This window comes from Streptomyces cinnabarinus, from assembly GCF_027270315.1.
GTDB classification, from domain to species: Bacteria; Actinomycetota; Actinomycetes; order Streptomycetales; family Streptomycetaceae; genus Streptomyces; species Streptomyces cinnabarinus.
This window is the reverse complement of sequence record NZ_CP114413.1, coordinates 147,134-169,907: the sequence shown is the minus strand read 5'-3', so window position 1 is coordinate 169,907 and position 22,774 is coordinate 147,134. Positions and strand designations below refer to the sequence as shown.

The 22,774-nt window shown below is 72.3% G+C and carries 19 protein-coding genes; 15 read left to right on the top strand and 4 right to left on the bottom strand.

Annotation, left to right across the window (positions count from 1 at the left end):
• The first annotated feature begins 244 nt into the window (after nt 1–244).
• The 11 genes from STRCI_RS00785 (at nt 245) to STRCI_RS00735 (ending at nt 9,907) form a co-directional block, all read left to right on the top strand.
• Entirely contained in the window at nt 245–958 is a 714-nt protein-coding gene (locus STRCI_RS00785) for a hypothetical protein (protein ID WP_269656810.1), read from the top strand.
• Between the two features lie 129 nt (nt 959–1,087).
• Nucleotides 1,088–2,104 (top strand): RNA polymerase sigma factor, encoded by a 1,017-nt coding sequence (locus STRCI_RS00780; protein ID WP_269656809.1) that lies wholly within the window; start codon nt 1,088–1,090, stop codon nt 2,102–2,104.
• Nucleotides 2,105–2,554: 450 nt separating this feature from the next.
• Nucleotides 2,555–2,935 carry a hypothetical protein gene (locus STRCI_RS00775; RefSeq protein WP_269656808.1) on the top strand — a complete coding sequence of 127 codons (381 nt, stop codon included), beginning with the start codon at nt 2,555–2,557 and terminating at the stop codon, nt 2,933–2,935.
• Nucleotides 2,936–2,992: 57 nt separating this feature from the next.
• Nucleotides 2,993–3,814, top strand: a complete 822-nt coding sequence (locus STRCI_RS00770; RefSeq protein ID WP_269656807.1) for an aminoglycoside phosphotransferase — start codon at nt 2,993–2,995, stop codon at nt 3,812–3,814.
• An 820-nt stretch (nt 3,815–4,634) separates the two neighbouring features.
• Nucleotides 4,635–5,591: a GlxA family transcriptional regulator gene (locus STRCI_RS00765; RefSeq protein ID WP_269656806.1), complete on the top strand. Its 957-nt coding sequence runs from the start codon at nt 4,635–4,637 to the stop codon at nt 5,589–5,591.
• Nucleotides 5,592–5,698: 107 nt separating this feature from the next.
• Entirely contained in the window at nt 5,699–6,697 is a 999-nt protein-coding gene (gene gap / locus STRCI_RS00760; RefSeq protein ID WP_269656805.1) for a type I glyceraldehyde-3-phosphate dehydrogenase, read from the top strand.
• 97 nt (nt 6,698–6,794) lie between these two features.
• Nucleotides 6,795–7,403 (top strand): TetR/AcrR family transcriptional regulator, encoded by a 609-nt coding sequence (locus STRCI_RS00755; protein ID WP_269656804.1) that lies wholly within the window; start codon nt 6,795–6,797, stop codon nt 7,401–7,403.
• Complete coding sequence (locus STRCI_RS00750) at nt 7,400–8,404, top strand: DMT family transporter (RefSeq protein WP_269656803.1); 1,005 nt, start codon at nt 7,400–7,402, stop codon at nt 8,402–8,404. Before STRCI_RS00755 ends, STRCI_RS00750 begins: the two co-directional genes overlap by 4 nt.
• A 99-nt stretch (nt 8,405–8,503) precedes the next feature.
• A complete protein-coding gene (locus STRCI_RS00745) occupies nt 8,504–8,956 on the top strand; it encodes a DUF3995 domain-containing protein (RefSeq protein WP_269656802.1) in 453 nt (150 codons plus the stop codon).
• Nucleotides 8,946–9,458 carry an RNA polymerase sigma factor gene (locus STRCI_RS00740; RefSeq protein ID WP_269656801.1) on the top strand — a complete coding sequence of 171 codons (513 nt, stop codon included), beginning with the start codon at nt 8,946–8,948 and terminating at the stop codon, nt 9,456–9,458. Before STRCI_RS00745 ends, STRCI_RS00740 begins: the two co-directional genes overlap by 11 nt.
• Complete coding sequence (locus STRCI_RS00735; RefSeq protein WP_269656800.1) at nt 9,455–9,907, top strand: SRPBCC family protein; 453 nt, start codon at nt 9,455–9,457, stop codon at nt 9,905–9,907. Before STRCI_RS00740 ends, STRCI_RS00735 begins: the two co-directional genes overlap by 4 nt.
• Before the next feature lie 42 nt (nt 9,908–9,949).
• Here the strand turns inward: STRCI_RS00735 and STRCI_RS00730 are convergent, their stop codons facing one another.
• Nucleotides 9,950–10,798, bottom strand: coding sequence for a helix-turn-helix transcriptional regulator (locus STRCI_RS00730; RefSeq protein ID WP_269656799.1), 849 nt, complete (start codon nt 10,796–10,798; stop codon nt 9,950–9,952).
• Nucleotides 10,799–10,938: 140 nt separating this feature from the next.
• Between STRCI_RS00730 and STRCI_RS00725 the strand changes: the two genes are divergently transcribed.
• Nucleotides 10,939–11,718, top strand: coding sequence for an NAD(P)H-dependent oxidoreductase (locus STRCI_RS00725; RefSeq protein WP_269656798.1), 780 nt, complete (start codon nt 10,939–10,941; stop codon nt 11,716–11,718).
• Between the two features lie 7 nt (nt 11,719–11,725).
• On the opposite strand, the gene STRCI_RS00720 is transcribed toward STRCI_RS00725, so the two are convergent.
• Nucleotides 11,726–14,857 carry an AfsR/SARP family transcriptional regulator gene (locus STRCI_RS00720; protein WP_269656797.1) on the bottom strand — a complete coding sequence of 1,044 codons (3,132 nt, stop codon included), beginning with the start codon at nt 14,855–14,857 and terminating at the stop codon, nt 11,726–11,728.
• A gap of 282 nt (nt 14,858–15,139) precedes the next feature.
• Between STRCI_RS00720 and STRCI_RS00715 the strand changes: the two genes are divergently transcribed.
• The 3 genes from STRCI_RS00715 (at nt 15,140) to STRCI_RS00705 (ending at nt 21,811) form a co-directional block, all read left to right on the top strand.
• Entirely contained in the window at nt 15,140–17,434 is a 2,295-nt protein-coding gene (locus STRCI_RS00715; protein WP_269656796.1) for a glycosyl hydrolase family 18 protein, read from the top strand.
• 228 nt (nt 17,435–17,662) lie between these two features.
• Nucleotides 17,663–21,166 (top strand): S8 family peptidase, encoded by a 3,504-nt coding sequence (locus STRCI_RS00710; RefSeq protein ID WP_269664458.1) that lies wholly within the window; start codon nt 17,663–17,665, stop codon nt 21,164–21,166.
• A gap of 198 nt (nt 21,167–21,364) precedes the next feature.
• Complete coding sequence (locus tag STRCI_RS00705; RefSeq protein ID WP_269664457.1) at nt 21,365–21,811, top strand: bifunctional DNA primase/polymerase; 447 nt, start codon at nt 21,365–21,367, stop codon at nt 21,809–21,811.
• Between the two features lie 35 nt (nt 21,812–21,846).
• Here STRCI_RS00705 and STRCI_RS00700 read toward each other — a convergent pair whose 3' ends face one another.
• On the bottom strand, nt 21,847–22,266 hold the full coding sequence (locus STRCI_RS00700) for a hypothetical protein (protein WP_269656795.1): 420 nt from the start codon (nt 22,264–22,266) through the stop codon (nt 21,847–21,849).
• Complete coding sequence (locus tag STRCI_RS00695) at nt 22,263–22,769, bottom strand: GNAT family N-acetyltransferase (RefSeq protein WP_269656794.1); 507 nt, start codon at nt 22,767–22,769, stop codon at nt 22,263–22,265. The genes STRCI_RS00700 and STRCI_RS00695 overlap by 4 nt, the downstream gene beginning before the upstream one ends.
• Between the last annotated feature and the right edge of the window lie 5 nt (nt 22,770–22,774).

The following is a 22,774-nucleotide window of genomic DNA, read 5'->3' as shown; positions in this document are numbered from 1 at the left end:
ACAGAAGCGGATGATCTCTCGGCCGCCCGCGCGACCCGCCGTGCGGAAGTCGCGTTGGTAGCCGTGACGCGGCCGCAGTGACGGTTTTGCTGTTGCCGTGCCGTCGTGCGGATCGTGCCAGGCAAGAACGCGGGGAGTTTCGAAGATGAAGGGACGTGTCGGTGCGCCGGGACCGGGACCGACGATGTGTCGCCTTGAGGGCGGCGCGCGTTTGATCGGCCGGGGTCAGGAGCTGGCGGCTCTCTTGGAGTTGCTCGATGCCAGACGGCTGGTGACGGTGGCCGGCGGCGCGGGTGTCGGCAAGAGTGCCCTGGCAGCCACCGTCGCGGACCGCGTAGCTGTGAGGGCCGTACAGCTGCGCTGGCAGGCCGCCAGGAAGATCCCGTCCGACTCGCTGACCACCGCCGTGCTGGCCGGTGACGACGCGACCCTCGGCCGTCTCGCCCACGTCGAAGGCATGCTGGCCCTGGGCGACGGTGATCCGCACGCCGCGGCCGCGCATTTCGCGTATGCGGCGGCCACCATGCCGGTCGCGCCCGCCTCCGCCGGCCCGTCGTCGGCGGTCAGTCTCGCCGCGCTGGCGGTGACCCAGTCGGCGTTCGCGCCCGGCGCCGCCCTGAACGCCGCCCGCCGTGCCCTGTCCCAGCCCGGGATACGCGACGACGCCTGGTCCGGTCTTCTCGCGGCGTACGCCCGAGCGGTCGTCGATCACCGGCACGGCCACCCCGGCCGGGCCTGGCGCCGGGCCCGACGCGCCCTGGTCGCCCTGGACACCGACCACGACCCCGAGCTTCCGACACCCCACGGCCGTGCTGCCCTGTGCCGGCTGATCGCCGACCTGGAATCCGGCGGCGTGGAGCGGAACGCGGCGGGCGGCCTGCCCGCGCCGTTCCTCCCGAGCCTTCACCCGGCGACGACGCTCGCGGCCGCGAGGACCGCGTCGGCGGTGCGCACCTGATCATCCGTCCCTTCGGCGGGCCGCCCACCCCGCGGGCACGGGCATCGCTCCGGCTGCCCGCCGGCGGTCCGCGCCGGTCTGTGGGGCGGTCACGCCGACTGCCCTCCCGATTCACGACAGGAACCCCGCATGTACTGGGACTCGCCCGGCAGAACATCCAGCCGGGGCCGCGCGGCGCGCCAGTCGATGGTGCGCGCGCTCCGGACGCCCTCCGAATCCACCTCCCTCCAAGGCCGTGGCGCAGCCGAGGTCGAGCCCCTCGCGGATGTGCTCACCCCGGAGACCGCCTTCGATGCCCTTTACGTCTATGCCGCACCCGACCTGATTCACCAGGCATACCTGCTCACGGGATGGCGACGGCTGGCTTCCGAGGCCACCGAGCACGCCTTTCACCAGGCCTGGGAGAACTGGCCCGAAGTCGCGCTCGATCCGGACCCCGTGGGCTGGGTGCGTGAGCGGGCGCATGAGTACGCCCTCGCCCCCTGGCACCGCTTCCGCCGCCCCTTCGTTCGCCGCGATGCCCGAGCGGCCGATCCCGTCCTGACGGTGTTTCAGGAGCTGCCGCCGAGGCATCGGCGCGCCGCCCTGCTGTGCGACGGTCTGGGCCTGAGCGTCGCCGACGCCGCCGCTGAGACACAGGCCAGCACCGACGCCACCCTGAGCAGACTCCTGCACGCCCGTACCGCGATCGGGCGGTACCTGACGGATCACACCCTCGGCGGGCCGCGGCAGTGGCTCCAGGCGCGAGTGGAGGAGGGGCCCGCCGCGGCCTTCGCTCATCCACGGTCGGTGCGTCTGGGCGGAGAACGGCGCCTGCGCATCCTCACCCGCACCGTCTACACGGCGACGGCGGCCCTCGTCGGCCTGATCGTCTTCACCGTGATCACCACACCGGACCACTACGAGGGCTCTGACCGCCCCAGCACCGCGCACGGCCGCACCCGACCCACCCCGCAGACCGACCGGGACGTCCGCGCCGGGACGCGGGACCATCCGTCCGCCACGGCAACTCCGCGGATCCCTGGCGAGTGCCTGGGCCCCGTCGATCAGTTGCGCGCATGGTGTCGGCTGACAGCCGAGGCACGGCATGGCCGACCGGCGGCGAGGCACGACGAGCGATGCGTCTGCCTACCGGCGTCACGATGACCGCATGCGCCGTCCGCGGGGGCGTGTCGAGTTCCACCCGCGCTGCCCAGTGCGCCGCTACGCGCCAGTGACTTGAGGATTCGGGGAAGCCGAGGCGTGCGGACTGGGCAGTCATGACCGGTTCCCCCGGTCGTGACCACCTCGCCGGGTCCCCCTACGCTCGTCCACACGTTCGTCCACCCCCCATCTCGTCGGCAGATAAGGCGGACCCCACCGCTGACGACCCGCGACCAACCAGGCGAACCGTCACTGCATGTCGCGCCACAGCAGAACCAACGCGCTGGGCGGATATGGCCTGTGCGCCGTGCATGGGCGCGTGCCTCCGAGCGGTCCTAGCGTGTGGGGCGGCGTGAAGTAGACCGCGATGCAGAAACGTTCCCGCTTTGTGTGACGGATCCGTCGACAGAGGAACGTACGCCGACGTGAGTCGTTGAGCGGCGCATGAACGCAATGGGCTCAGCAAGCTCGTCCTCCCGGGTCCGGCCCCTCGGCGCCTACTGGATCGAGGAGGCGCTCGGCGGCGATGACGGCTGTGTCTGTTCCGGCGCCGGCGCCGCTCGGGCGGCCCGGATCGCCGACAGCGCCCTGCGGATCTGTCTGGCCGGAATCGGACTGACCTGCATGGCCGCCGCCGTGCTCCTGGCCGTCGTCGGCTCCGGTTCCGGCTCGGCGGCGGGGGACCCCATGCGGCCGACGTCCCATGTGGTCGCCCCGGAGGCCCGACCGGAGTGCGTCCAGCACAGGTGTGCCGATGTGCTCACGGACGAGTGCACCGATCGCGTGCTACGGGCGGGATGGCGACCGGCCCGAATTCCCCGTCACATGATGTGAACCGCTGCTCCTGGCAGGCCGACCGTTCAATGAATCAGGAACACAGAGAATCCACTTATGCCCATTGCCCGCCGCCCATTTCTCTCCCTTCCCTTGGTCGTTCAGCAGGCGGTGCGCGAACGAACAGGGGCGATCAATTCCGCGCGGACGGTGCGAGGCGGTAGCAATTCCAGTGTCGCCGCCTGCCTCGACACGGAGAAGGGGCGGGTGTTCGTCAAGGGCCTCCACGATGGCCATCCCCAGATCGGCACGCTCCTGCGGGAAGCGGAGATCAACCGCCATCTGCCGGACGCTTGCCCTCGGTTGATGTGGCGGGTCCAGGTGAAGGGTTGGGAACTGCTGGGTTACCAGTTCCTCGCCGGCCGTCACGCCGACTACCGGCCAGGTTCCCCGGACCTGCACCTCGTGCGGGCGGCGCTGACCGAGGTGCAGTGCCTGACCGTTCCTCCGCGCGCCCGTGTCCTCTCGGCGCAGGAACGATGGGCCTCCTACGCCGCGCCGGGCACCGCGGACCTGTTCGCGGGCGACGCTCTGCTGCACACGGACCTGGCCCCGGACAACGTGCTGGTCGCTGAACGGGCGTGCCTCGTCGACTGGGCATGGCCGACCCGCGGAGCGGCGTGGATCGACCCTGCGATCTGGGCCCTGCGCCTCCTCGCCGCCGGTCACACTCCCCAGGAAGCAGACGCCGCGGCGGGCGCCTTCCCTTCGTGGAAGCGTGCGGACGACATCTCGAAATCGGCCTTCGCGACGGCCAGCGCCCGGTTGTGGGGCGAGATCGCCGACAACGACCCGGCCGCCTGGAAATACCGCATGGCCCGCAGCAGCGTGCTGTTCGCGGCCTTCCTCGACCGGGTCCGACACCGGGCACCCGGCTGATCGACCGGTTGCGCCGGCCACCCCGTTCCCGGATTCCCGAGGCTTACGGAGCGGGGGAAATGGGGGGTGGGGCCGATGGTGGTGGCGGGTGCGGTGGCGGCGGCGGAATCCGTGTTCGGCGGGGCGCGACGCTGTTCGGGGGCGGTGGAGGCTCCGCCGGAGGGCGGCTTGGGCGGCTTCCGGGCGCACGTGGGGAGGGGGCCGGCGGCGGTGGTCCCGGTGGTGGCGGCGGAGGCGGCTCCATCGCGGGCAGGACCGGCCCACCCGCGCGCAGCCGGGCGATGCTCGCCTCCGTGCGGCGGCGTGCGAGGGGGTTGTCGTCGCGTTCGAAGACGAGGCGGGAACCGGCGGGCCAGAGTTGCTGGACGGTGAGCAGTCGGTAGCCGAGCGCGTGGGCGATTTCCCCGATCCGGCGCCACTGCGCGCTGCTGGGCTGGCCGGAGGGCACGAGTTCGACGCGGCTGCGGCCGTCGAAGTGCGCACGTATGACGTCGTCGTTCATGTGTCCTCCCCCTCCGACGGGCGGATCGGCACCCGCCCGGCAGCCCTTGCACGGAGATCATCGCACCGTTGGGCGCCGGTGGCCCGGACCAGGAACGGCCGGATGGTGCGCACGAGTTCCTCGGGGTGATCGAAGTGCGGGGTGTGCGTGCCCGGGGTCAGGCAGCGGCTCGGCGGGCAGCCGGGCGGCGAGCCAGGTGGCGACCTCGTGGAAGAACTCCGGTGAATCCTCAGGGCGTCGGAGAGCACACGGCTTGGGTCTTGGCGTCCTGCGCTTGGCGGTGCGCATATCGAAGTCACGCCCCCGTAACCTCGTCCTGTGTCAGCCTCCCGTCTGCATCGCGTCGCCGTACTCGTCCTCGAGGGTGCGAAGCCGCTGGATGTCGGAATTCCCGCGCAGGTCTTCACGACCCGCGCGAGCATGCCGTACGAGGTGCGGGTGTGCGGGGCGGCACCGGGTCTGGTGACCGGCGGCGATGGGCTCGCGTACTACGTCGAGCACGGTCTCGACGCGCTCGCGTGGGCCGACATCGTCTTCGTCCCCGGCTACCGGCACCCGGACCGCGACGACCCGCCGCGGGCCGTCATCGACGCACTGATCGCCGCCCATGCCCGGGGCGCGAGGCTCGCCGCCATCTCCACGGGCGCCTTCGCGCTCGCCGCCACGGGCCTGCTCGACGGCAAGCGGGCCACGACGCACTGGCACTACACACGGGCACTCGTGGCCAGGCACCCGCTCGTCCAGGTCGACGAGAACGTGCTGTTCGTCGACGAGGGCAGCGTGCTCACCTCGGCCGGCGCCGCCTCCGGGATCGATCTGTGCCTGCACATCCTGCGCGGCGACCTCGGAGTGGCCGCCTCCAACCACGCGGCCCGGCGGCTGGTCGCTGCCCCGTACCGCAGCGGCGGCCAGGCCCAGTACGTGCCGCGCAGTGTCCCCGAGCCGCTCGGCGAGCGGTTCGCCGACACCCGCGAGTGGGCGCTGTACCGGCTCGGCGAGCCCCTCACCCTCGACATCCTGGCGCGGCAGGCGGGGGTCTCGGCACGCACGTTCTCCCGGCGCTTCGTCGAGGAGACCGGCTACACGCCCATGCAGTGGGTGATGCGCGCCCGCATCGACCTGGCCCGGGAACTGCTGGAACGCTCGGAGCGCAGCGTCGAGCAGATCGCCGCCGACGTCGGTCTCGGCACCGGTGCCAATCTGCGCCTGCACTTCCAGCGCATCCTCGGCACCACCCCGAGCGAGTACCGGCGCACCTTCACACAGGGCGAGTGACGCGGCCCGGCAGCCTTGGCGGGATCCTTTTGAACCATGGCGATGTCGCCACTGTCAGCGGCGCCGCCCGCGGGCGAGCCTGGGGGCAAAGGGAAGGGACCCCACTTATGACTCGCATCGCCATCAACGGATTCGGCCGCATCGGACGCAATGTGCTGCGCGCACTGCTGGAGCGTGACAGCGCCCTGGAGATCGTCGCCGTCAACGACCTGACGGAGCCCGCGACGCTCGCCCGACTGCTCGCCTACGACAGCACGGCCGGGCGGCTCGGGCGCCCGGTGACCGTCGACGGGAACGCACTCGTCGTCGACGGCCGTCGGATCACGGTGCTGGCCGAGCGCGAGCCGGCGCAGCTGCCGTGGGCCGAGCTGGGTGTCGATATCGTCCTGGAGGCCACCGGCCGCTTCACCTCGGCGAAGGCGGCCCGTGCCCACCTCGACGCGGGCGCGAAGAAGGTCCTCGTCAGCGCGCCGTCGGACGGCGCTGACGTCACCCTCGCGTTCGGGGTCAACACCGACGCCTACGACGCGGACCTGCACACGATCGTCTCGAACGCCTCCTGCACCACCAACGCGCTCGCGCCGCTGGCCAAGGTCCTCGACGAACTCGCCGGTATCGAGCACGGGTTCATGACGACGGTGCACGCCTACACCCAGGAGCAGAACCTCCAGGACGGTCCGCACCGCGACGCCCGCCGGGCCCGCGCCGCCGGCGTCAACATCGTGCCGACCACGACCGGCGCCGCCAAGGCGATCGGCCTGGTGCTGCCGAACCTCGACGGCAAGCTGGCGGGCGACTCGATCCGCGTACCCGTGCCGGTCGGCTCGATCGTCGAGCTCAACACGACCGTCGCCCGCGACGTCACGCTGGACGACGTGCTGGCGGCGTACCGCGCCGCGGCGGAGGGGCCGCTCGCCGGCGTCCTCGAGTACTCCGAGGACCCGCTCGTCTCGTCCGACATCGTGGGCAACCCCGCCTCGTCGATCTTCGACTCGGCCCTCACCCGCGTCGACGGCCGCCACGTCAAGGTCGTCGCCTGGTACGACAACGAGTGGGGCTTCTCGAACCGAGTGATCGACACGCTCGAGTTCCTCGCCGCCCGCTGACCGGACGCCGGACCGGACGGCGGACGCCCATCGCTGTCGACAAGCGTGATCCCGTTAATTATGTAGACTGGTCTATCTAATTAACGGGAAGGGTGTCATGTCCGAGATCGAGGCCGCCGCGTCGGGCCCGCGCAGGCGGCGGGGCGCGGCGCGGGAGAAGCTGCTCGCGGCCGCGGCGCGACGCTTCTACGCGGACGGTGTGTCGGCCACCGGCATCGACGCGATCACCGCCGAGGCGGGCGTGGCGAAGATGAGCCTGTACAACAACTTCTCCTCCAAGGCCGATCTGGTCAGGGCCTACCTCGACGCACGGCACGAGGAGTGGCTCGAGCTGTACCGGCGGCGGCTGCCGGTCGTCCCGGACGCGCGGGCCGGCGTGCTGGCCGTCTTCGACGCGTACGCCGATCACGCCAACTTCGCCTACGAGCACGGGTTCCGGGGCTGCGGGCTGCTGAACGCCGCCGCCGAACTGCCGGCGGGGGACGAGGGGCGGGCGGTGGTGCGCCGCCACAAGGAGGAGGTCGAGGACCTGCTCGCCGGTCACCTGGAGGACCTGCTGCCCGGCGACCCGGAGCGGGCGCGCGCGACGGCGGAGCATCTGTCGTTCCTGCTGGAGGGTGCGATGGCCCGCGCCGGTCTGGAGGGCGGGGACACCCGGCTCGACCACGCCCGGACGATGGCCGCGGATCTCCTGGACCGACTGTGACCCGGGCCGCCGGACAGCTGACCGGCTCGGTGTGCGTACTTCTCGCGTCGGTGCTGTGGGGCACCACGGGCACCGCCGCGACCTTCGCCCCGGACGTGGGCCCGCTCGCGATCGGCGCCGTCGCCATGGGCATCGGAGGGCTGCTCCAGGCACTCGTCGCCGCCCCGCGCATCCGCCGGGAAGCACCCGGGCTGCGCGCGCAGCGCCGGATCGTGCTGCTCGGCGCGCTCGCGGTGGGGGCCTACCCGCTGGCGTTCTACAGCTCCATGCACCTGGCCGGGGTCGCCACCGGGACCGTGGTGTCGATCGGCTCGGCCCCGCTCGCCTCGGCCCTCGTCGAGCGCACGGCCGACGGACGCCGCCTCACCCGCCGTTGGGCGGCCGGTGCCGCGCTCGGCGTGGCCGGAACGGTGCTGCTGTGCGCGGCCGAAGCGGCCCACTCGTCCAGCGATACGGGGACGGGTTCCGCCGGGGCGACGGTGCTCGGCGTCGGGCTGGGTCTGGTCGCCGGGTTCACCTACGCCCTCTACTCCTGGGCGGCCCACCGCCTGATCACCCGCGGGGTCGGCTCGGCCGCCGCCATGGGCGCCGTCTTCGGGATCGGCGGCCTGCTGCTGATGCCGGTCCTGCTGGCCACCGGCGCCCCGCTGCTGGACTCCTGGTCCGACGCGGCCGTCGGCACCTACATGGCCCTGGTCCCGATGTTCCTCGGCTACGTCCTGTTCGGCTGGGGTCTCGCACACGTACCGGCGAGCACCGCGACCACGCTGTCCCTGCTGGAACCGGTCGTCGCGGCCGTACTGGCCGTCCTGGTGGTCGGCGAAGGGCTGCCCCTCCTGGGCTGGGCCGGTGTCGCCCTGGTCGTCGGCTGCCTCGCCGTGCTCACCGCACCGGCGGGGGCAGGGACTCGGCGTGGCCGGAACATGGCACGCGGCCCGTCCGCTCCTGTCAGAGAAGAAGGACCGCAGCGCGTTTCGAAGGCTGGTCGGTCCGTCAGGTGAGCTTGCCGGCCCACATCTTCACGGACTCCGAGGGAACGTTTCGCGCGGACGGCTCCTCAACAGGTCGACGCAATCCGACCTCGCCGCCCAGGAGGACACATGCTTCACCGGCCCGACACCCCCGCCCCGACCCGCGCCGCCGCGCTCATCGCCTCGGTGCTCACCGCGGACGCTGTGCTGCACCTGTACTGGACGACGGGAGCCACCTGGCCCGCGGTCGACGAGGGGAGCCTGTCCCAAGCGGTTCTGGGTACGGACGTGCCGTTCACACCACCAGTCCTGCTTCCCCTGGTCGCGCTGCTCCTCACCGCTGCCGCCTTCGTACTCGCCCACTCCCGCCGCCCCGGCCACCTGCTGCTCCGCCTCGGCACCCTTGCAGTGGCCGCGGGCCTGTCGCTGCGCGCCTCGGCGGGGATCTACTGGCTGATCGCCGAAGAGCCGGGCACCGCCTTCTACTGGCTCAACCTCATGCTCTACACCCCCCTGTGCGCCGTCCTGGCCGTCGCCGCCCTGCGCGTGGCGCGATGGAAGGATGCGGCTCGTGCCCGATGAACATCGCGAAGACCGCACGGTCCGCCTGGTGCGAGCCGCCCAGCGAGGCGACACCCTCGCCATGGCCGAACTCCTCGACCTCCTCACGCCGTACGTGGGCCGCATCTGCGCCCCCATCGCCCTGAGCCAGGGAGCGGACGCGGCGCAGGACGCCCTGGTGGCGGTCTTCAAGTCGCTGCGCACGCTGAAGAATCCGGCCGCGCTGCACGGCTGGGTCCGCGCCATCGCCGTACGGGAGGCGATCCGCACCGCACACCGCGCCGCCCGCATCGTACCGGCCGATCTGAGTGCGCTCCCCGCCCGCGGCGACCCCCAACTCTCCGCCGATATCAGGGACGTACTGGACCGGCTCTCTCCCGAGCACCGCGCGGTACTGGTGCTGCGCGACGTCGAGGGCCTCGACGAGCGCACCGCCGCCGCCCTGCTCGGTGTGCGCACGGGCACCGTCAAGTCGCGGCTGCACCGGGCCCGCGACACCTTCCGGAAGGCGTGGACGTCATGAACGAGCCCTGGCCCACTACCGATCTCGACCCCGTCCGCCGTCTGCGCGCCCTGGCCGGCGGCATTCGCGGCGCCCACGTGACCGAGGCGTACATCGACGCACCCTTCGAACGGGTCTGGGACCTGCTGGGCGACCTGGACGGCGGCTTCGGGCGGGTCGTGCCCGACATGGAGCGGCTGCGCGTGGTGCGTCGGCAGGGCGAGCGGGTGGAGGCGCTGGCGCGCAGCAAGTACGGGATGCGCGCACGGCTGCGTGGGGTGCAGCGGCCCGGCTGGTGCTGGCTGCAGAGCCGGTTCCTCCTGGTGGGGGTGGCGGCGACGCCGGATGGGGCGGGCACTCGGGTGGCGTTCACGGGCGGCGTGCGCCTGCCGACCCGCGCGGCGCTGATCCCCCTGGGCGTACGGCGTGAGGGCGGCCGCAGCGTTCAGCGCCTGACGGCGCTGCTGTGACCGGCCGGGCAGTGGCTCCGCCTCTCGAAGCCGGTTGCCGAACTACTCGCGGGACTGGGCGTGCACGATGGGACGCGCGGCACCGTCGGCCGTGCCCAGGCCCGCGAGCAGGCGCAGCCCGTCCTCGGCGGGGCTGCCGGGGGCCGCGGACAGCACCAGCAGCTCCATCGCCGACTCGTCCGCCAGCGCGAAGTTCTCCTGATGCAGTTCCAGCAGTCCGACCAGCGGGTGCCGGTACGCCTTGCGTCCGTGCGTGCGGGCGCGGACGTCCGCACGGGCCCACAGGCGGCGGAAGCGTTCGCTGCCCATCGCCAACTCGCCGATGAGCGAGGCGAGTCGAGGGTCCTCGGGGTACTTGCCGGCGGCCAGGCGCAGGTGCCCGACCACATCGAGGGTGCAGGTCTCCCAGTCCGCGTACAGACCGCGCTCGGCCTCCTCGAGGAAGATGTGCCGGGCGGTGTTCAGGCCCGGTAGCGGTCGGCCGTAGAGCAGCCCGGCGAGGCGGTTCCCGGCGAGGACGTCCATGTGGTGGTCCATGATCAGTGCGGGCGCGTCGGTGACCAGGTCGAGGACGCGCAGCAGCTCCGGCCGGACCCGCCCACTCGGCGCCTTCGCGCGGCGGCGGCGCTGCCGCGCGAGCCGATGGAGGTGCTCGCGTTCGGTCTCGTCCAGGCCGAGGACGCGGGCGAGTGCGTCGACGACCTGCTCGGAGGGCTGCGTCGCGCGGCCCTGTTCCAGGCGCACGTAGTAGTCCACGCTCACCCCGGACAGATGCGCGACCTCTTCACGACGTAGCCCCTTGACCCGGCGGCGGCTGTCGGTGGGGATGCCGACGACCGCCGGGTCGACCCGGGAACGCCGGGTCCGAAGGAAGCCCGCGAGATCGTCCATGCCTTCCAGTATGGCCTCGTCGGTGCCCGCGAAGGTGGCCCTGCCGATACCAGGAAGTCCGGGCCGACGGAAGAACCGCCCTCTGAACTCCCCGCGTTGCAGCGCCCAGGATCGAAGGCATCCGATCCGAAGGAGTTCCCATGAAGACGCTGATCGTCTATGCCCACCCGGAGCCGAAGTCGCTCAACAGCTCACTGAAGGACCTGGCGATCTCTACCTTGGAGTCCGCCGGTCACGAGGTGCGGGTGAGCGATCTGTACGCGATGAAGTGGAAGGCGGTCGTGGACGCCGGGGACTACGGCCCCCATGCCTCAAGTCCGTTGAAGGTCGCGGCGGACTCGGGTCGGGCCTTCGACGCCGGGACGTTGACCCCGGACGTCCTCGCCGAGCAGGAGAAGTTGCTCTGGGCCGACACGATCGTCTTCCAGTTCCCGATGTGGTGGTACACGATGCCCGCGATCCTCAAGGGCTGGGTGGACCGGGTGTTCACCTACCACTTCGCCTACGGCGTCGGCGAGCACAGCGATACCAAGTACGGCGAGCGTTTCGGCGAGGGCACTCTCGCGGGCAGGAGGGCGCTGCTGTCGGTGACCGCCGGCGGTCCCGAGTCGCACTACTCAGCGCGCGGGATCAACGGCCCCATCGACGATCTGCTGTTCCCGATCCACCACGGCATCCTCTACTACCCGGGCATCGAGGCGCTGCCGCCGTTCGTGCTGTACGGCACCGACCGGATGAGCGGCGAGGATTACGCGGACGTCGCCAAGGCGTGGGAGCAGCGCCTGCTCACCCTGGAGTCGACGGATCCGATCCCGTTCCGGCGGCAGAACTTCGGCGACTACGACATCCCGTCGCTGCACCTGAAGGCGGGGCTGGAGCCCGCGGGGCGGACGGGTTTCGGGCTGCACGTGCGCGGCTGACCCCCGGTTACGGGCCAGCCTCCGCTTCGGCCGCGCACGCGTCCGCCTCGGCCAGGCAGGCCCCCGCGCGCTCCGCGTCGCCCGCGGCCCGCAGCGCGTCGGCAAGTGCCCGGTAGGCCACGGCGCTGTCCATCGGGTCGCCGAGGCGGCGACGCAGGGCCAGCCCCTGCTCCGCCGCCCGCACCGCGGCACGGTGCTCGCCCAGGACCAGCAGGCTGGGCACCCGGTCGACGAGCGTGAACGCCTCGCGGTAGACATTGCCCTGGGCCCGCGCCAGTTCTTGTGCGCGGCGGTGGCAGTCGACCGCCTCGGCGTAGCGGCCCTGCGCGTGGCGGACCATGCCGAGGATGTGCTCCGCGGCGGAGGCGGTCTCCGGACGCTCGCTGCGGCCGTAGTGACGCAGGCTCTCCTCGCAGTACTCGGTCGCCTTCGCCGACGCCCCCCGGCGCAGCTCCAGCAGGGCGAGGTTGTCCAGGGTGATGGCGACATCGAGGGCGTTGCCCGCGGCCCGCTGGATGGCCAGGGCCCGGACCATGCACTCGGTGGCCGTGTCCAGGTCCCGCGCCTCGACGTGGGCCAGGCCCAGATTGTGCAGGGCGCGGGCCTCGCGGGCGGTGTCGCCCTGGGCGGCGAACAGGCGTACCGCCGACCGGAGATGCTCGGCAGCGGGCCGGGCGCGGTGCCGCATGCCCTCCAGGGTGCCGAGTTCCAGCCGGGCGACGGCCTCGGCTCCGCGGTCGCCGGCGGCGGTGGCGACGGCCAGGGCGGCGGTGGCGAGGCGTTCCCAGTCGCCGCGGTGTCCCTGGCGGTTGAGGAAGGCGCGCAGCGCGGCGGTCAGTTGGGCCAGTTCCCCCGGGTCCGCGGCGCCGAGGGACGCGGCCTGCGCGGCGGCCGCGACGATGGTCCCGCGTTCGGCGGACAGCCAGCTCAGCGCCTCCTCGGCATCAGTGATCAGGTGCTCGGGGCAGTCCGCCGTCGGCTCGTCGAGGGGCGGCAGCGCGCCGCCGGGCCGGAGCAGCGCGTCGGCCCGGCGGACGCTGGTGTGGTGGGCGGCCAGGATCCGGCGCAGCGCGGCCGACCGGGTCGTGGGCGGGTCCTGGGCGCGGCTCAGTTCCCGGCCGAGCAGCCGCAGCAGGTCGTGGTAGCGATAGCGGTAGGGGCCGACCGAGGGAGGTTGCGCGGTCTCCAGCAGGTGTGCGTCCACCAGTGCCTCCAGGACGTCCTCCGCCTGCTTGTACGGCAGTTCCAGGGCCGCGGCGGCGGTCGCCGCGCCGAAATCCGGTACGGCGAGCAGGCTCAGCATGCGGAACGCGCGTGCCTCGGTCGGGCCCGGCAGTGCGTCGTAGCCGGCCTTGAGCCCCGGGGCCACCGCCAGCTCGCCGACGCGCAGTTCGCCGAGCCGTCGCTCCTCGTCCCGTAGCCGGCGGGCCAGTTGGCGGAAAGCGCTCGGGGGACGGCCTGCCACGCGGGCGGCGACGACACGCAGGGAGAGCGGATGTCCGGCGCAGACGTGGAGCACCTGGGCGATGGCGTCGGGAACGGTTGGTGGGCCGGGCGGCTCCGCACCGGGCGCCGGTTCCTGACGGTCAACAGGGCCGGTGTCCGCCTCGGTGTGGCCCGCTGCCCGGCGCAGCAGCCCGTACGCCTCGGCCTCCGCCAGCGAGCCGAGCCGCAGCACCCGCCGCGCCGGGAGCCCCGCGAGGCGGCTGCGTGACGTGATCAGCGCCAGACAGTCCGGCGCGCCCGGCAGCAACGGCTCCACCTGGGCCGCGTCGCGGGCGTCGTCCAGGACGAGGAGCAGCCGGCTGCCCGCGACCAGTGAGCGGTACAGGGCCGAGCGCCGGTCGGTGTCGTGCGGGATCCGGTCGGCCGGCAGCCCGAGGTCGGTGAGTACTCCGGCCAGGAGGTCACCGGGGTCGGCGGGCGTGCCGCTGCCGCCGCCCAGGCGCAGATACAGCTGCCCCTCGGGATAGCGGGGAGCCAGCCGGTGCGCGGCGTGGACCGCCAGCGCGGTCTTGCCGATGCCCCCGACTCCGGTGATGAGCGCGACCGGCAGTGCCGTCCCGGTGGTGCGCAGCCGGGCCAGCAGGGCCAGTTCGTCCGTGCGCCCGGCGAAGTCGGCGATGTCGGGCGGCAGTTGGGCCGGTATCACGCGCTGCGGAGTGGGCTCGGGAAGCCGCAGCGCCGGATCGTCGGCCAGGATGCGCCGTTGCAGCTCGCGCAGCTCGTGCCCGGGTTCCAGACCGGTGCTGTCGACCAGGGTGCGCCAGGCGTCCTTGAAGACGGCCAGCGCCTCGGCCTGCCGACCGGACCGGTACAGCGCCAGCATCAGCAGGGTACGGACCCTTTCCCGTACCGGATGGGCGGCGGCCAGGGCCGAGAGTTCGGGGACGCAGTCGTGGTGCCGGCCCAGGTCGAGGGCGGTCGCGCAGCGCTCTTCGCGGGCGGTCAGCCGCTCTTCCTGGAGGAGCCGGCGGTGGTGGGCGGCGAGCGGGCCGGGCAGGCCCTCCAGCGCCTGGCCCTGCCAGAGCGCCTCGGCCGCGTCGAAGTGGCGTGCGCAGTCGGTGTGGTTGCCGGCCGCGCGGGCGGTACGGGCGGTCTGGACGGTGGCGCGGAAGGTGCGGGCGTCGAGCGCATCGGGAAGGACCTGCAACCCGTAGGCACTCTTGTCGGACACCAGGACGGCCGGACGGGACCGCTTGGGCCGTTCCGGTTCCAGTGCCTTGCGCAGCCGGGCCACGTAGGAGGCCACCAGCTGGTGTGCGGTCGCCGGGGGGTCGGCGCCCCACACCGCCGCGACCAGGTCCGTGCGCTGCACGAGACCTCCGTCCGCGAGCAGCAGGGCGGCCAGCACCGCTCGCTGCTTGACCGGGCCGAGGTCCAGCTCGCGCGGACCGTCGAACGCGCGGACCTGGCCCAGCACGCGGTACCGGAGCGTCACCGCACGGCCCGGAGGCGCGGGCGGGGGAGCATGGCGCAGTCCCTTCTGCCGGGTGGACCCGGCCGCCCGCAGGGGGGTGCGGGCGGCCGGGTCGGGGGCGACGGCCCTTGCACGGGTGTCGCGGTGGTGCACACGGTCCAGCGGATGGATCAGCCCGGCCTCCGCTCCGGCCCACACCGGAGCAGTGGTCCCGGGCACGGGTACCAAGGTGGATTAGACCAATGCGAGCGTCAAGGAGGCGGCGGCTCTCATTTCGGTCGATTCCATCCGTGGTGCATTCGCTCCCGCGCGGCGTCCCGGTGTCGAGGTGCCTGCCCTGCCGGGTCCGGGTTGACGGGACATTGACAGATTGGTACGTACCAAGTGCGTTCCATTAGGCCCGGGTTCGGCGGCCCCACAGCCGGCACCCCACTCCCGCGGCCGCGCACACGGTCCCCGCGACGCGTTCTGCCGACCCCCCCATCGCGTCAGGGAGGAAACGTGAGACAACCGCCCCCGCCCCGCCGCCCGCTCAGAGTGCTCGCACTGCTGACCGCGCTGCTGCTGCCGCTGGGCGTGCTCGTGGGCCTCGCGCCCCAGGCCCAGGCGGCCGCCGGTGTGACGGCGACCTTCACCAGCCAGGACAACGGCAGTTGGTGGAAGGGCACCTTCGTCATCCGCAACGGCTCCACCACCGCGCTGGACGGCTGGACCCTGGAGTTCGACCTCCCCGCCGGGGTCACCGTCAGCGGCCACTACAACGGCGAGGCGACCGTCAACGGCAGCCATGTGACCGTCCGCAACGCCTACTACAACGGCAAGGTGGCCCCCGGGTCCAGCACCGAGCCGTACAGCTACTGGTTCGTCGCGAGCGGCCCCATCGGCGCCCCCACGGGCTGCACGCTCAACGGCGACAAGTGCGACGGCAGCGCGGACAAGCCGCCGGGCGCGCCCGGCACTCCGCGCGCCACGACCGTCACCGCCCGCACCGTCACCCTCGACTGGTCGCCCGCGACGGCCGGCGACCACCCGGTCACCTCCTACGAGGTGCTGCGCGGCGGCACCGTGGTGGCGACCAGCACCTCGACCTCGGCCACCGTGGAGGGCCTGACGCCCGCCGCGGCCTACACGTTCACCGTCCGCGCCAAGGACGCCCGGGGCAACCTGGGCCCGGCGAGCCCGCCCGTCACGGTGACCACGACCGATCCGGCGAGCGATCCGCAACCGCCCAGCGCCCCCGGCAACCTCCGCTCCACGGGCAAGACCTCGACGACGGTCTCGCTGGCCTGGGACGCGGCGACCGACAACGTCGGCGTCGTCGCGTACGACATCTACCGCGGCGGCACCCTGTACCGCACCGTCGCCGCCACCACCCGCACCATCACCGTCAGCGGCCTGTCCCCGGCCACCGCCTACACCTTCACCGTCCGGGCCCGGGACGCCGCCGACAACGCCTCCGCCGCGTCCAACGCGCTGAGCGTCACCACGGACGACCAGGCCGCCGGGCGCCATCTGCGCGTGGGCTACTTCGCGCAGTGGGGCATCTACGGCCGCCAGTACTTCGTCAAGAACCTCGACACCTCGGGCAGCGCCGCCAAGCTCGACGTGATCAACTACGCCTTCGAGAACATCGACCCGGTCAACCTGACCTGCCTCGCCGGGGTCACCAAGGGCACCTCGACCAACCCCCAGGACCCCGACCAGGGCACCGGCGCCGGAGACGCGGAGGCCGACTACGCCCGGCCCTTCGCCGCCTCGCAGTCCGTCGACGGGGTGGCCGACACCGGCTGGGAGAAGCTGCGCGGCAACTTCAACCAGATCAAGAAGCTCAAGGCCAAGCACCCCCACCTGAAGGTCGTCGTCTCGCTCGGCGGCTGGACGTACTCGAAGTTCTTCACCGACGCGGCGGCCACCCCGGCCTCCCGCGAGAAGTTCGTCCGCTCCTGCATCGACGTCTGGATCAAGGGCAATCTTCCGGTCTACAACGGCGCCGGCGGCGAAGGCACCGCGGCCGGGGTCTTCGACGGCATCGACCTCGACTGGGAGTGGCCGGGTTCCCCGGACGGCCACCCGGGCAACCACTGGAGCCCGCAGGACAAGGCGAACAACACCGCCCTGATCCACGAGTTCCGCAAGCAGCTCGACGAACTGGGCGGCGGCCACAAGCTGCTCACCGCGTTCACCCCGGCCGACCCCGTGAAGATCAACGCGGGCTGGGAGCTCGACAAGATCTTCACCTCGCTCGACTTCGCCAACGTCCAGGGCTACGACTTCCACGGCGCCGGCAGCGACAACTCCTGGGAGCCGAACCGCACCGGCCACCAGGGCAATCTGTACACCGACGCACAGGACCCGTACACCACCCACTTCAGCATCGAGAACGCCGTACAGCCGTATCTCGACGCCGGAGTCAGCCCGCGGAAGCTCACCATCGGGCTGCCGTTCTACGGCCGCGGCTGGCAGGGGGTCGCCGACGGCGGCGTGCGCGGCGAGTGGCAGACGGCCAACGGGGCCGCACCGGGACAGTTCGCGGAAGAGGCGGGTGTGCGCGGCTACTCCAACCTGCTCGCGTCCGTCCCGGGCATGACCGTGTACCACGACGAACAGTCGGTCTCGACCTACGGATACACCGGCGCCGGGGGCCAGTGGTGGTCGTTCGACGACGCCTGGTCCATCGGCCGCAAGACCACCTGGCTCAAACAGAAGGGACTGCTGGGCGTCTTCATCTGGGAGATGTCCGGTGACACGTCGAACGGCTCGCTGATGACAGCCATCGACAGCGGGCTCAAGGGCTGAACCGCGCGGGTGCCGCGACGGCGGGATCGTCGCGGCACCCGCCACCGGTTGCATTGGAGCTCCATCGCCCTTCGTTGACGACTTGGTCCAGACCACATAGCTTCCCCGTGGCCCTCCCGGCGGCGGCCCCACAGCCGGCAACCCACCCAGGACGGGCCCGCGCACACGGTCCGGCGGCAGCGACTCACCCCCCACTCCGACAGTGAAAGGGAGTAGCCCGTGCCGCGCATGCACACTCTGCGAAGAGAACCCCGCGCCGTCCGCTTACCCCGCCCCCACCCCGCAGCCGTCGCCGCCATCTCCGCGGCCGCCCTCGCCGCCCTGCTCCTCCCCGCCGGCCTCCCGGCGACCGGCGCCGACCAGGGCCCGCGCCCCTTCACCCCGAGCGACACCGCGGGCCCCGGCGAGCGGACCGTCCGCACCGTCACCCTCATCACCGGTGACCAGGTCACCGTCGTCCCGGGGGCGCAGGACAAGCCCGAGGCGCTCATCGCCCCCGGCCCCGGACGCGAGCACATCGCCATGATCCGCGAGGTCACCCAGGGCAAGGACGGCAAACCCCACCTGAGTGTCATCCCCGCCGACGCCGTGCGCCTGCTCGCCGCCGGGAAACTCGACCGCCGGCTGTTCGACGTGACCGCCCAGGCCGAGACCTGGTCCGACGCGCACCATGGCGCCAAGGCCGGTGGCCCCGGCGTCGCCGCCATCCTCACCTACCGCGGCAAGCCCCCCGCCCAGCCTCCGGGCGCCGCGGACGGAGTGCGCCAGACCCACCGGTTCACCGGCATCAACTCGGCCTCCGTCGAGATCAAGGCCCAGCGCGCGGGCGAACTCTGGGACGCCGTCACCCGGCGGTACGGCTCCGTCCGCACCCTGGCACCCGGTCTGGCCAAGGTGTGGCTGGACGGCCGCAGCGAACTCGCCGACGACGTCAGCAACGGCCAGATCGGCGCGCCTGCCGCCTGGGAGGCCGGCTACACCGGCAAGGGCGTCAAGATCGCCGTACTGGACTCCGGAATCGACGCCAACCATCCCGACTTCGCCAAGAAGATCCTCGACAGCCGCGACTTCAGCGACTCCCCGGACGGGGTCGAGGACACCGTCGGCCACGGCACGCACGTCGCCTCCATCGCCGCGGGCAGCGGCGCCGCCTCAGCGGGCAAGTTCCGGGGCGTCGCCCCGGACGCGGACCTGTTGATCGGCAGGGTGTGCGGCACGTCCTACTGCGACGACTCCGCCGTCCTCGCCGGTATGGAGTGGGCCGCGCAGAGCGGCGCCGACATCGTCAACCTCTCCCTCGGCCAGGACGGCGGCGACGGCACCGATCCGATGGAGCTGGCCGTGGACCGGCTCAGTGAGAAGTACGGCACCCTGTTCGTGGCCGCCGTCGGCAACTCCTTCTGCCGGCCGGGCACCGCCGCGTCCCCGGCCACCGCCGCCGCCGCGCTCGCCGTGGGCAGCGTCGACCCCTCCGACAACCCGAGCTGGTTCACCAGTTGCGGTCCGCGCCGCGGCGACGGGGGCGTCAAGCCCGACCTCGGCGCCCCCGGCGAGGACATCGCGGCGGCCCGCGCCGCCGGCACCACGATGGGTGAGGTGGTGGACGAGCACTACGTGCGCTCCAGCGGTACGTCCATGGCCACCCCGCACGTCGCCGGAGCCGCCGCACTCCTCAAGCAGCGCCACCGCGACTGGACGGGCGCACAGCTCAAGGCCGCCCTGGTCTCCGCCGCCGATCCGCACACCGACGCCTCCGTCTTCCACACCGGCACCGGCCGCCTCGACGTACCCCGCGCCCTGAACCAGTCGGTGTACGCCGAGACCAGCGGCGTCGGCTTCGGCCTGCTGCGCTACCCGCAGCGCGAACTGCCCGCCGTGCACCGCACGGTGACCTACTGCAACACCGGAGACAGCGCCGTCGACCTCGACCTGTCGGCCTCCCTCGCCACCGGGGACGGCACACCACTGCCCGACGGCGCCCTCACCCTGTCCGTCGACCGGCTGACCGTCCCCGCGGGCGGCACCGCCCAGGTGCGGCTCACCCTCGACCCGGCCAAGCTGGACGACAGCGCGGTGGGCGAACTGTCCGGGCGGCTGAAGGCGTACGCGGGAACCAGCCGTGTCGTCACCGCCCTCGGGGCCGTCGTGGAACCCGAGTCCTACGACGTCACCGTCAAGGGCATCGACCGCGACGGCAAGTCCGTCTCGGACGAACTGCCCCAGTATCTGGGCGTGTTCACCCAGAACTCGCGGTACATGTCAGATGTGTCACCGGAGTTCAAGAACGGCCGGGCGACGTTCCGGATCCCCGTCGGCACGTACTCCATCAACTCCATCCTGGTCACGCCGGACCCGGCCCAGCCCGCCGAACTGCAGCCCGGCACCATGGCCATCAGGCCCGACACGGTCGTCGACCGCGATCGCACCATCACCCTCGACGCCCGCGCCGGAAAGCCGGTGACCGCGACGGCGAGCGACCGCCCCCGGGCCCAACGCCAATACGGCGAGCTGGCCGCGCTGATGCGCAACGACGAGGCCGACCACAGCCTCAGCCTCAACTTCGGCTCCATCGGCGGCGCGCCCATGTACGCCGTGCCGGTGCGCACAAAGGCGTCGACACTGGTGTTCGGGCACAACGCGGTCCTGATCTCGCCCGACGACGCCCCCGATCCGCGCACCTACTACCTGGCCTATCCGCCCACCGGAGGCGGCATCCCGCAGCGGCTGACGTTCTCCTCGAAGGACAGCGAACTCGGCACCGACCGCGCCCGCTACCGGGCGCAGGGCATGAAGGCGACCGGCGGACGCGGCGAAGCCCCCTGGTACCTGCCCGACCAGGTGTTCGGCGTCGCGGTGCTGCACGACATCCCGCTGCCCGGAAACCGCACCGAGCTGTTCACCCCCGGCCCCGGCGACGGCACCAAGGGCGCCGAATGGTCCGACTACCTGTTCCCGCGCCCGTCGGGCACCCCGTACGGACTGCCCGACGGCATCATCCTCGGAGAGCGGGCCCGGAAGGCGGGGGACACCTTCCGGCAGGACTGGAACGCGCCGGTCATCGGACCCGATATGGACCTGCACCTCTGGAACAACGGAGTCGTACGCTTCGGCAACGCCATACAGACGCTCATCGGCCCGTTCTCGCCCAACGAGCCGAACCACGGCTCGCCCGCGATCGTGCAGTCCCAGTTCAGCCGGGGCACGATGGTGCTCAGCAAGGACGGCAAGGAGATCGGCCGCGGGCCCGTGCCAGGCCTCGGCTTCTTCGGCGGCCTCCCGCCCGAGAAGGGCCGCTACACCCTGACCATGGACGCCCACCGCACCGTGGCGTGGAGCCAGCTCGCCCCGCGTGTGACCACCGAGTGGAGCTGGGAGTCCGAGGAGGCACCCCTCGCCAACCAGCCCCTGCTGAACGCCACCGTCAGCGGTGACTTCGACGAACTGGGCCGTGCCCCCGCGTTCTCGTGGTTCTCCCTGCAGGTGACGGCCGCGGCCCAGAAGGGAGCACCAGCCGCGACGCTGGACGACCTCTCCGTGGAGATCTCCTTCGACGACGGCGAGACCTGGGAACGAGCCTGGATCCAGGAGCGCCACGGCAACACCGCCAAGGTGGCCGTCTTCAACCACGCCCTGGGCAGCGGCACGGACTTCGCGTCCCTGCGCGTCAAGGCGTCCGACACGGCGGGCGGCACGGTCGAGCAGACCGTGATCCGCGCCTACGGATTGGAGTGACCGTCAGGTGGGGTCGCCCCGGCGACGGGTCGCCCCCACCCCCGTCGCGGACTCCGGTCGCACGGGCGTCCGTCGCATGCCCCGTTCGGGGGAGCGGCGGCGAACTCGCGTAACGGCAGCGGCGCACCGGCCTCCCTCTCGTGACGCCGTGGACGGCGCCCCACCTCATGGACGGAGACACCTGCTGTGACCGACTCGATGTCCGGTTCGACGACCAAGGCAGCGGCGGAATGGCTGATGTCGGCCGCGCCCGATCCCCTGACGTGCCGTCGGGAGTGGGAGGACAACCCGTACGCGACCGTGCTGCTGCCCGCCGGCAGACGCTGGGACGTGCTCCTCGTCCCCGGCAGACTCGGCTACCCGGCGTTCGACGTACTCACCCGGCGCGTCCATGACCCGGGCCCCGTACTCGCCGACGTCGGCGGCACCCGCACCGCCTTCTTCGTCCCTCCGGGCCAGGCGAACCCCAGGACCGGCAGCGGCATTCGCGGCGCGGGCTCCGGAACCTGGATCGCCGTACCCCAGCCCGGCCGCACGACCGATGGAATGCGCTGGCTGGTCCCGCCGGACGGCACCGGCACCCTCAATGATCCTGCCCTGCTGGACGACGTCCTGGCCGAGGCGGCAGCCCGGCAGCTTCCCTGAGAACATCCGACGCTCCTGCTCGACCCACCGCAGGCTCAATGATCGACCGGGGCGTCCAGCCAATCGTCGGTTCCGCCCAGCAGTTCGGTCAGATCGAGTCCGGGGTCGTCGGCCTCCGCGGACCAGCGGTCGTAGGTGGCCTCCCACAGCGGGGCGAGTTGAAGGGCCCACGGCAGCCGGTAGCGGTAGGTGAAGGTCGCCTCGCCGGGCTGCTCGATGACAAGCCGCTGTCCCAGCAGGCCGCCGCGGTGCCGCACGGCGGCCTCGGGCCGCACAATGATCCGCCGATCGCCGATGACGAGCACCCGCCGGCCGTCGACCTGGCGGAGCGTCGCCCGCCGGCGCCCGAGCTGCCCGGACCAGAGGACGGCTCCATCCGATTCACCGGGCTGGGCCTCCGGCGGGAAACCAGCCGTCGGGGCGGCGCGCCTGGCGCCGCGCCATCGGAGTGTCACAGTGCCCGTCGCATGCAGACCCGCGGCCATCGGTCCAGGCCATGTGCCGCTTCGTGCTCGCGGATCTTCCGCAGACCGGGGGTCAGCCCGTCGTCCGCCATGAACTCGAAACCGCAGCGTGCGTAGTAGGGACCGTTCCACGGGACCTGGGTGAACGTGGTGAGGGTCAGGGCGGGCGCGCCCTCGCTCCTGGCGGCGGCCGCCAGGTGGTCCAGCAGCAGCCGGCCGATACCGCGACGCGCACTGTCGGGATGCACGGAAACCTGCTCGACATGGAGGTTGCCGTCGACGCGTTCGGCGATCAGGTAGGCGACCGGGCCGTCGGCGTCGTCGGCCATGACCCAGGCGAGCCCGGTGTCGTGGTAGCGGGCGAGCTCATCGAGCGCCAGCGGCTCGTCCTCGGCGATCTCCGGCATCCCGATGTCCCGGAAGCAGAGTCCGGCAGCCCTCTCGATGTCCTGGAGGAGGGGCAATTCGTCCAGGCGCACGGCTCGGATGTGCATGGACG

Coding starts and splice junctions, on each gene's coding strand:
- STRCI_RS00730 (WP_269656799.1), bottom strand. CDS start 10,798: ATGGACGATCTCGCGGGCTTCCTTCGGACCCGGCGTTCCCGGGTCGAC.
- STRCI_RS00735 (WP_269656800.1), top strand. CDS start 9,455: ATGAACGAGCCCTGGCCCACTACCGATCTCGACCCCGTCCGCCGTCTG.
- STRCI_RS00780 (WP_269656809.1), top strand. CDS start 1,088: ATGTACTGGGACTCGCCCGGCAGAACATCCAGCCGGGGCCGCGCGGCG.
- STRCI_RS00755 (WP_269656804.1), top strand. CDS start 6,795: ATGTCCGAGATCGAGGCCGCCGCGTCGGGCCCGCGCAGGCGGCGGGGC.
- STRCI_RS00725 (WP_269656798.1), top strand. CDS start 10,939: ATGAAGACGCTGATCGTCTATGCCCACCCGGAGCCGAAGTCGCTCAAC.
- STRCI_RS00775 (WP_269656808.1), top strand. CDS start 2,555: ATGGGCTCAGCAAGCTCGTCCTCCCGGGTCCGGCCCCTCGGCGCCTAC.
- gap (WP_269656805.1), top strand. CDS start 5,699: ATGACTCGCATCGCCATCAACGGATTCGGCCGCATCGGACGCAATGTG.
- STRCI_RS00705 (WP_269664457.1), top strand. CDS start 21,365: ATGTCCGGTTCGACGACCAAGGCAGCGGCGGAATGGCTGATGTCGGCC.
- STRCI_RS00710 (WP_269664458.1), top strand. CDS start 17,663: ATGCACACTCTGCGAAGAGAACCCCGCGCCGTCCGCTTACCCCGCCCC.
- STRCI_RS00745 (WP_269656802.1), top strand. CDS start 8,504: ATGCTTCACCGGCCCGACACCCCCGCCCCGACCCGCGCCGCCGCGCTC.
- STRCI_RS00770 (WP_269656807.1), top strand. CDS start 2,993: ATGCCCATTGCCCGCCGCCCATTTCTCTCCCTTCCCTTGGTCGTTCAG.
- STRCI_RS00695 (WP_269656794.1), bottom strand. CDS start 22,769: ATGCACATCCGAGCCGTGCGCCTGGACGAATTGCCCCTCCTCCAGGAC.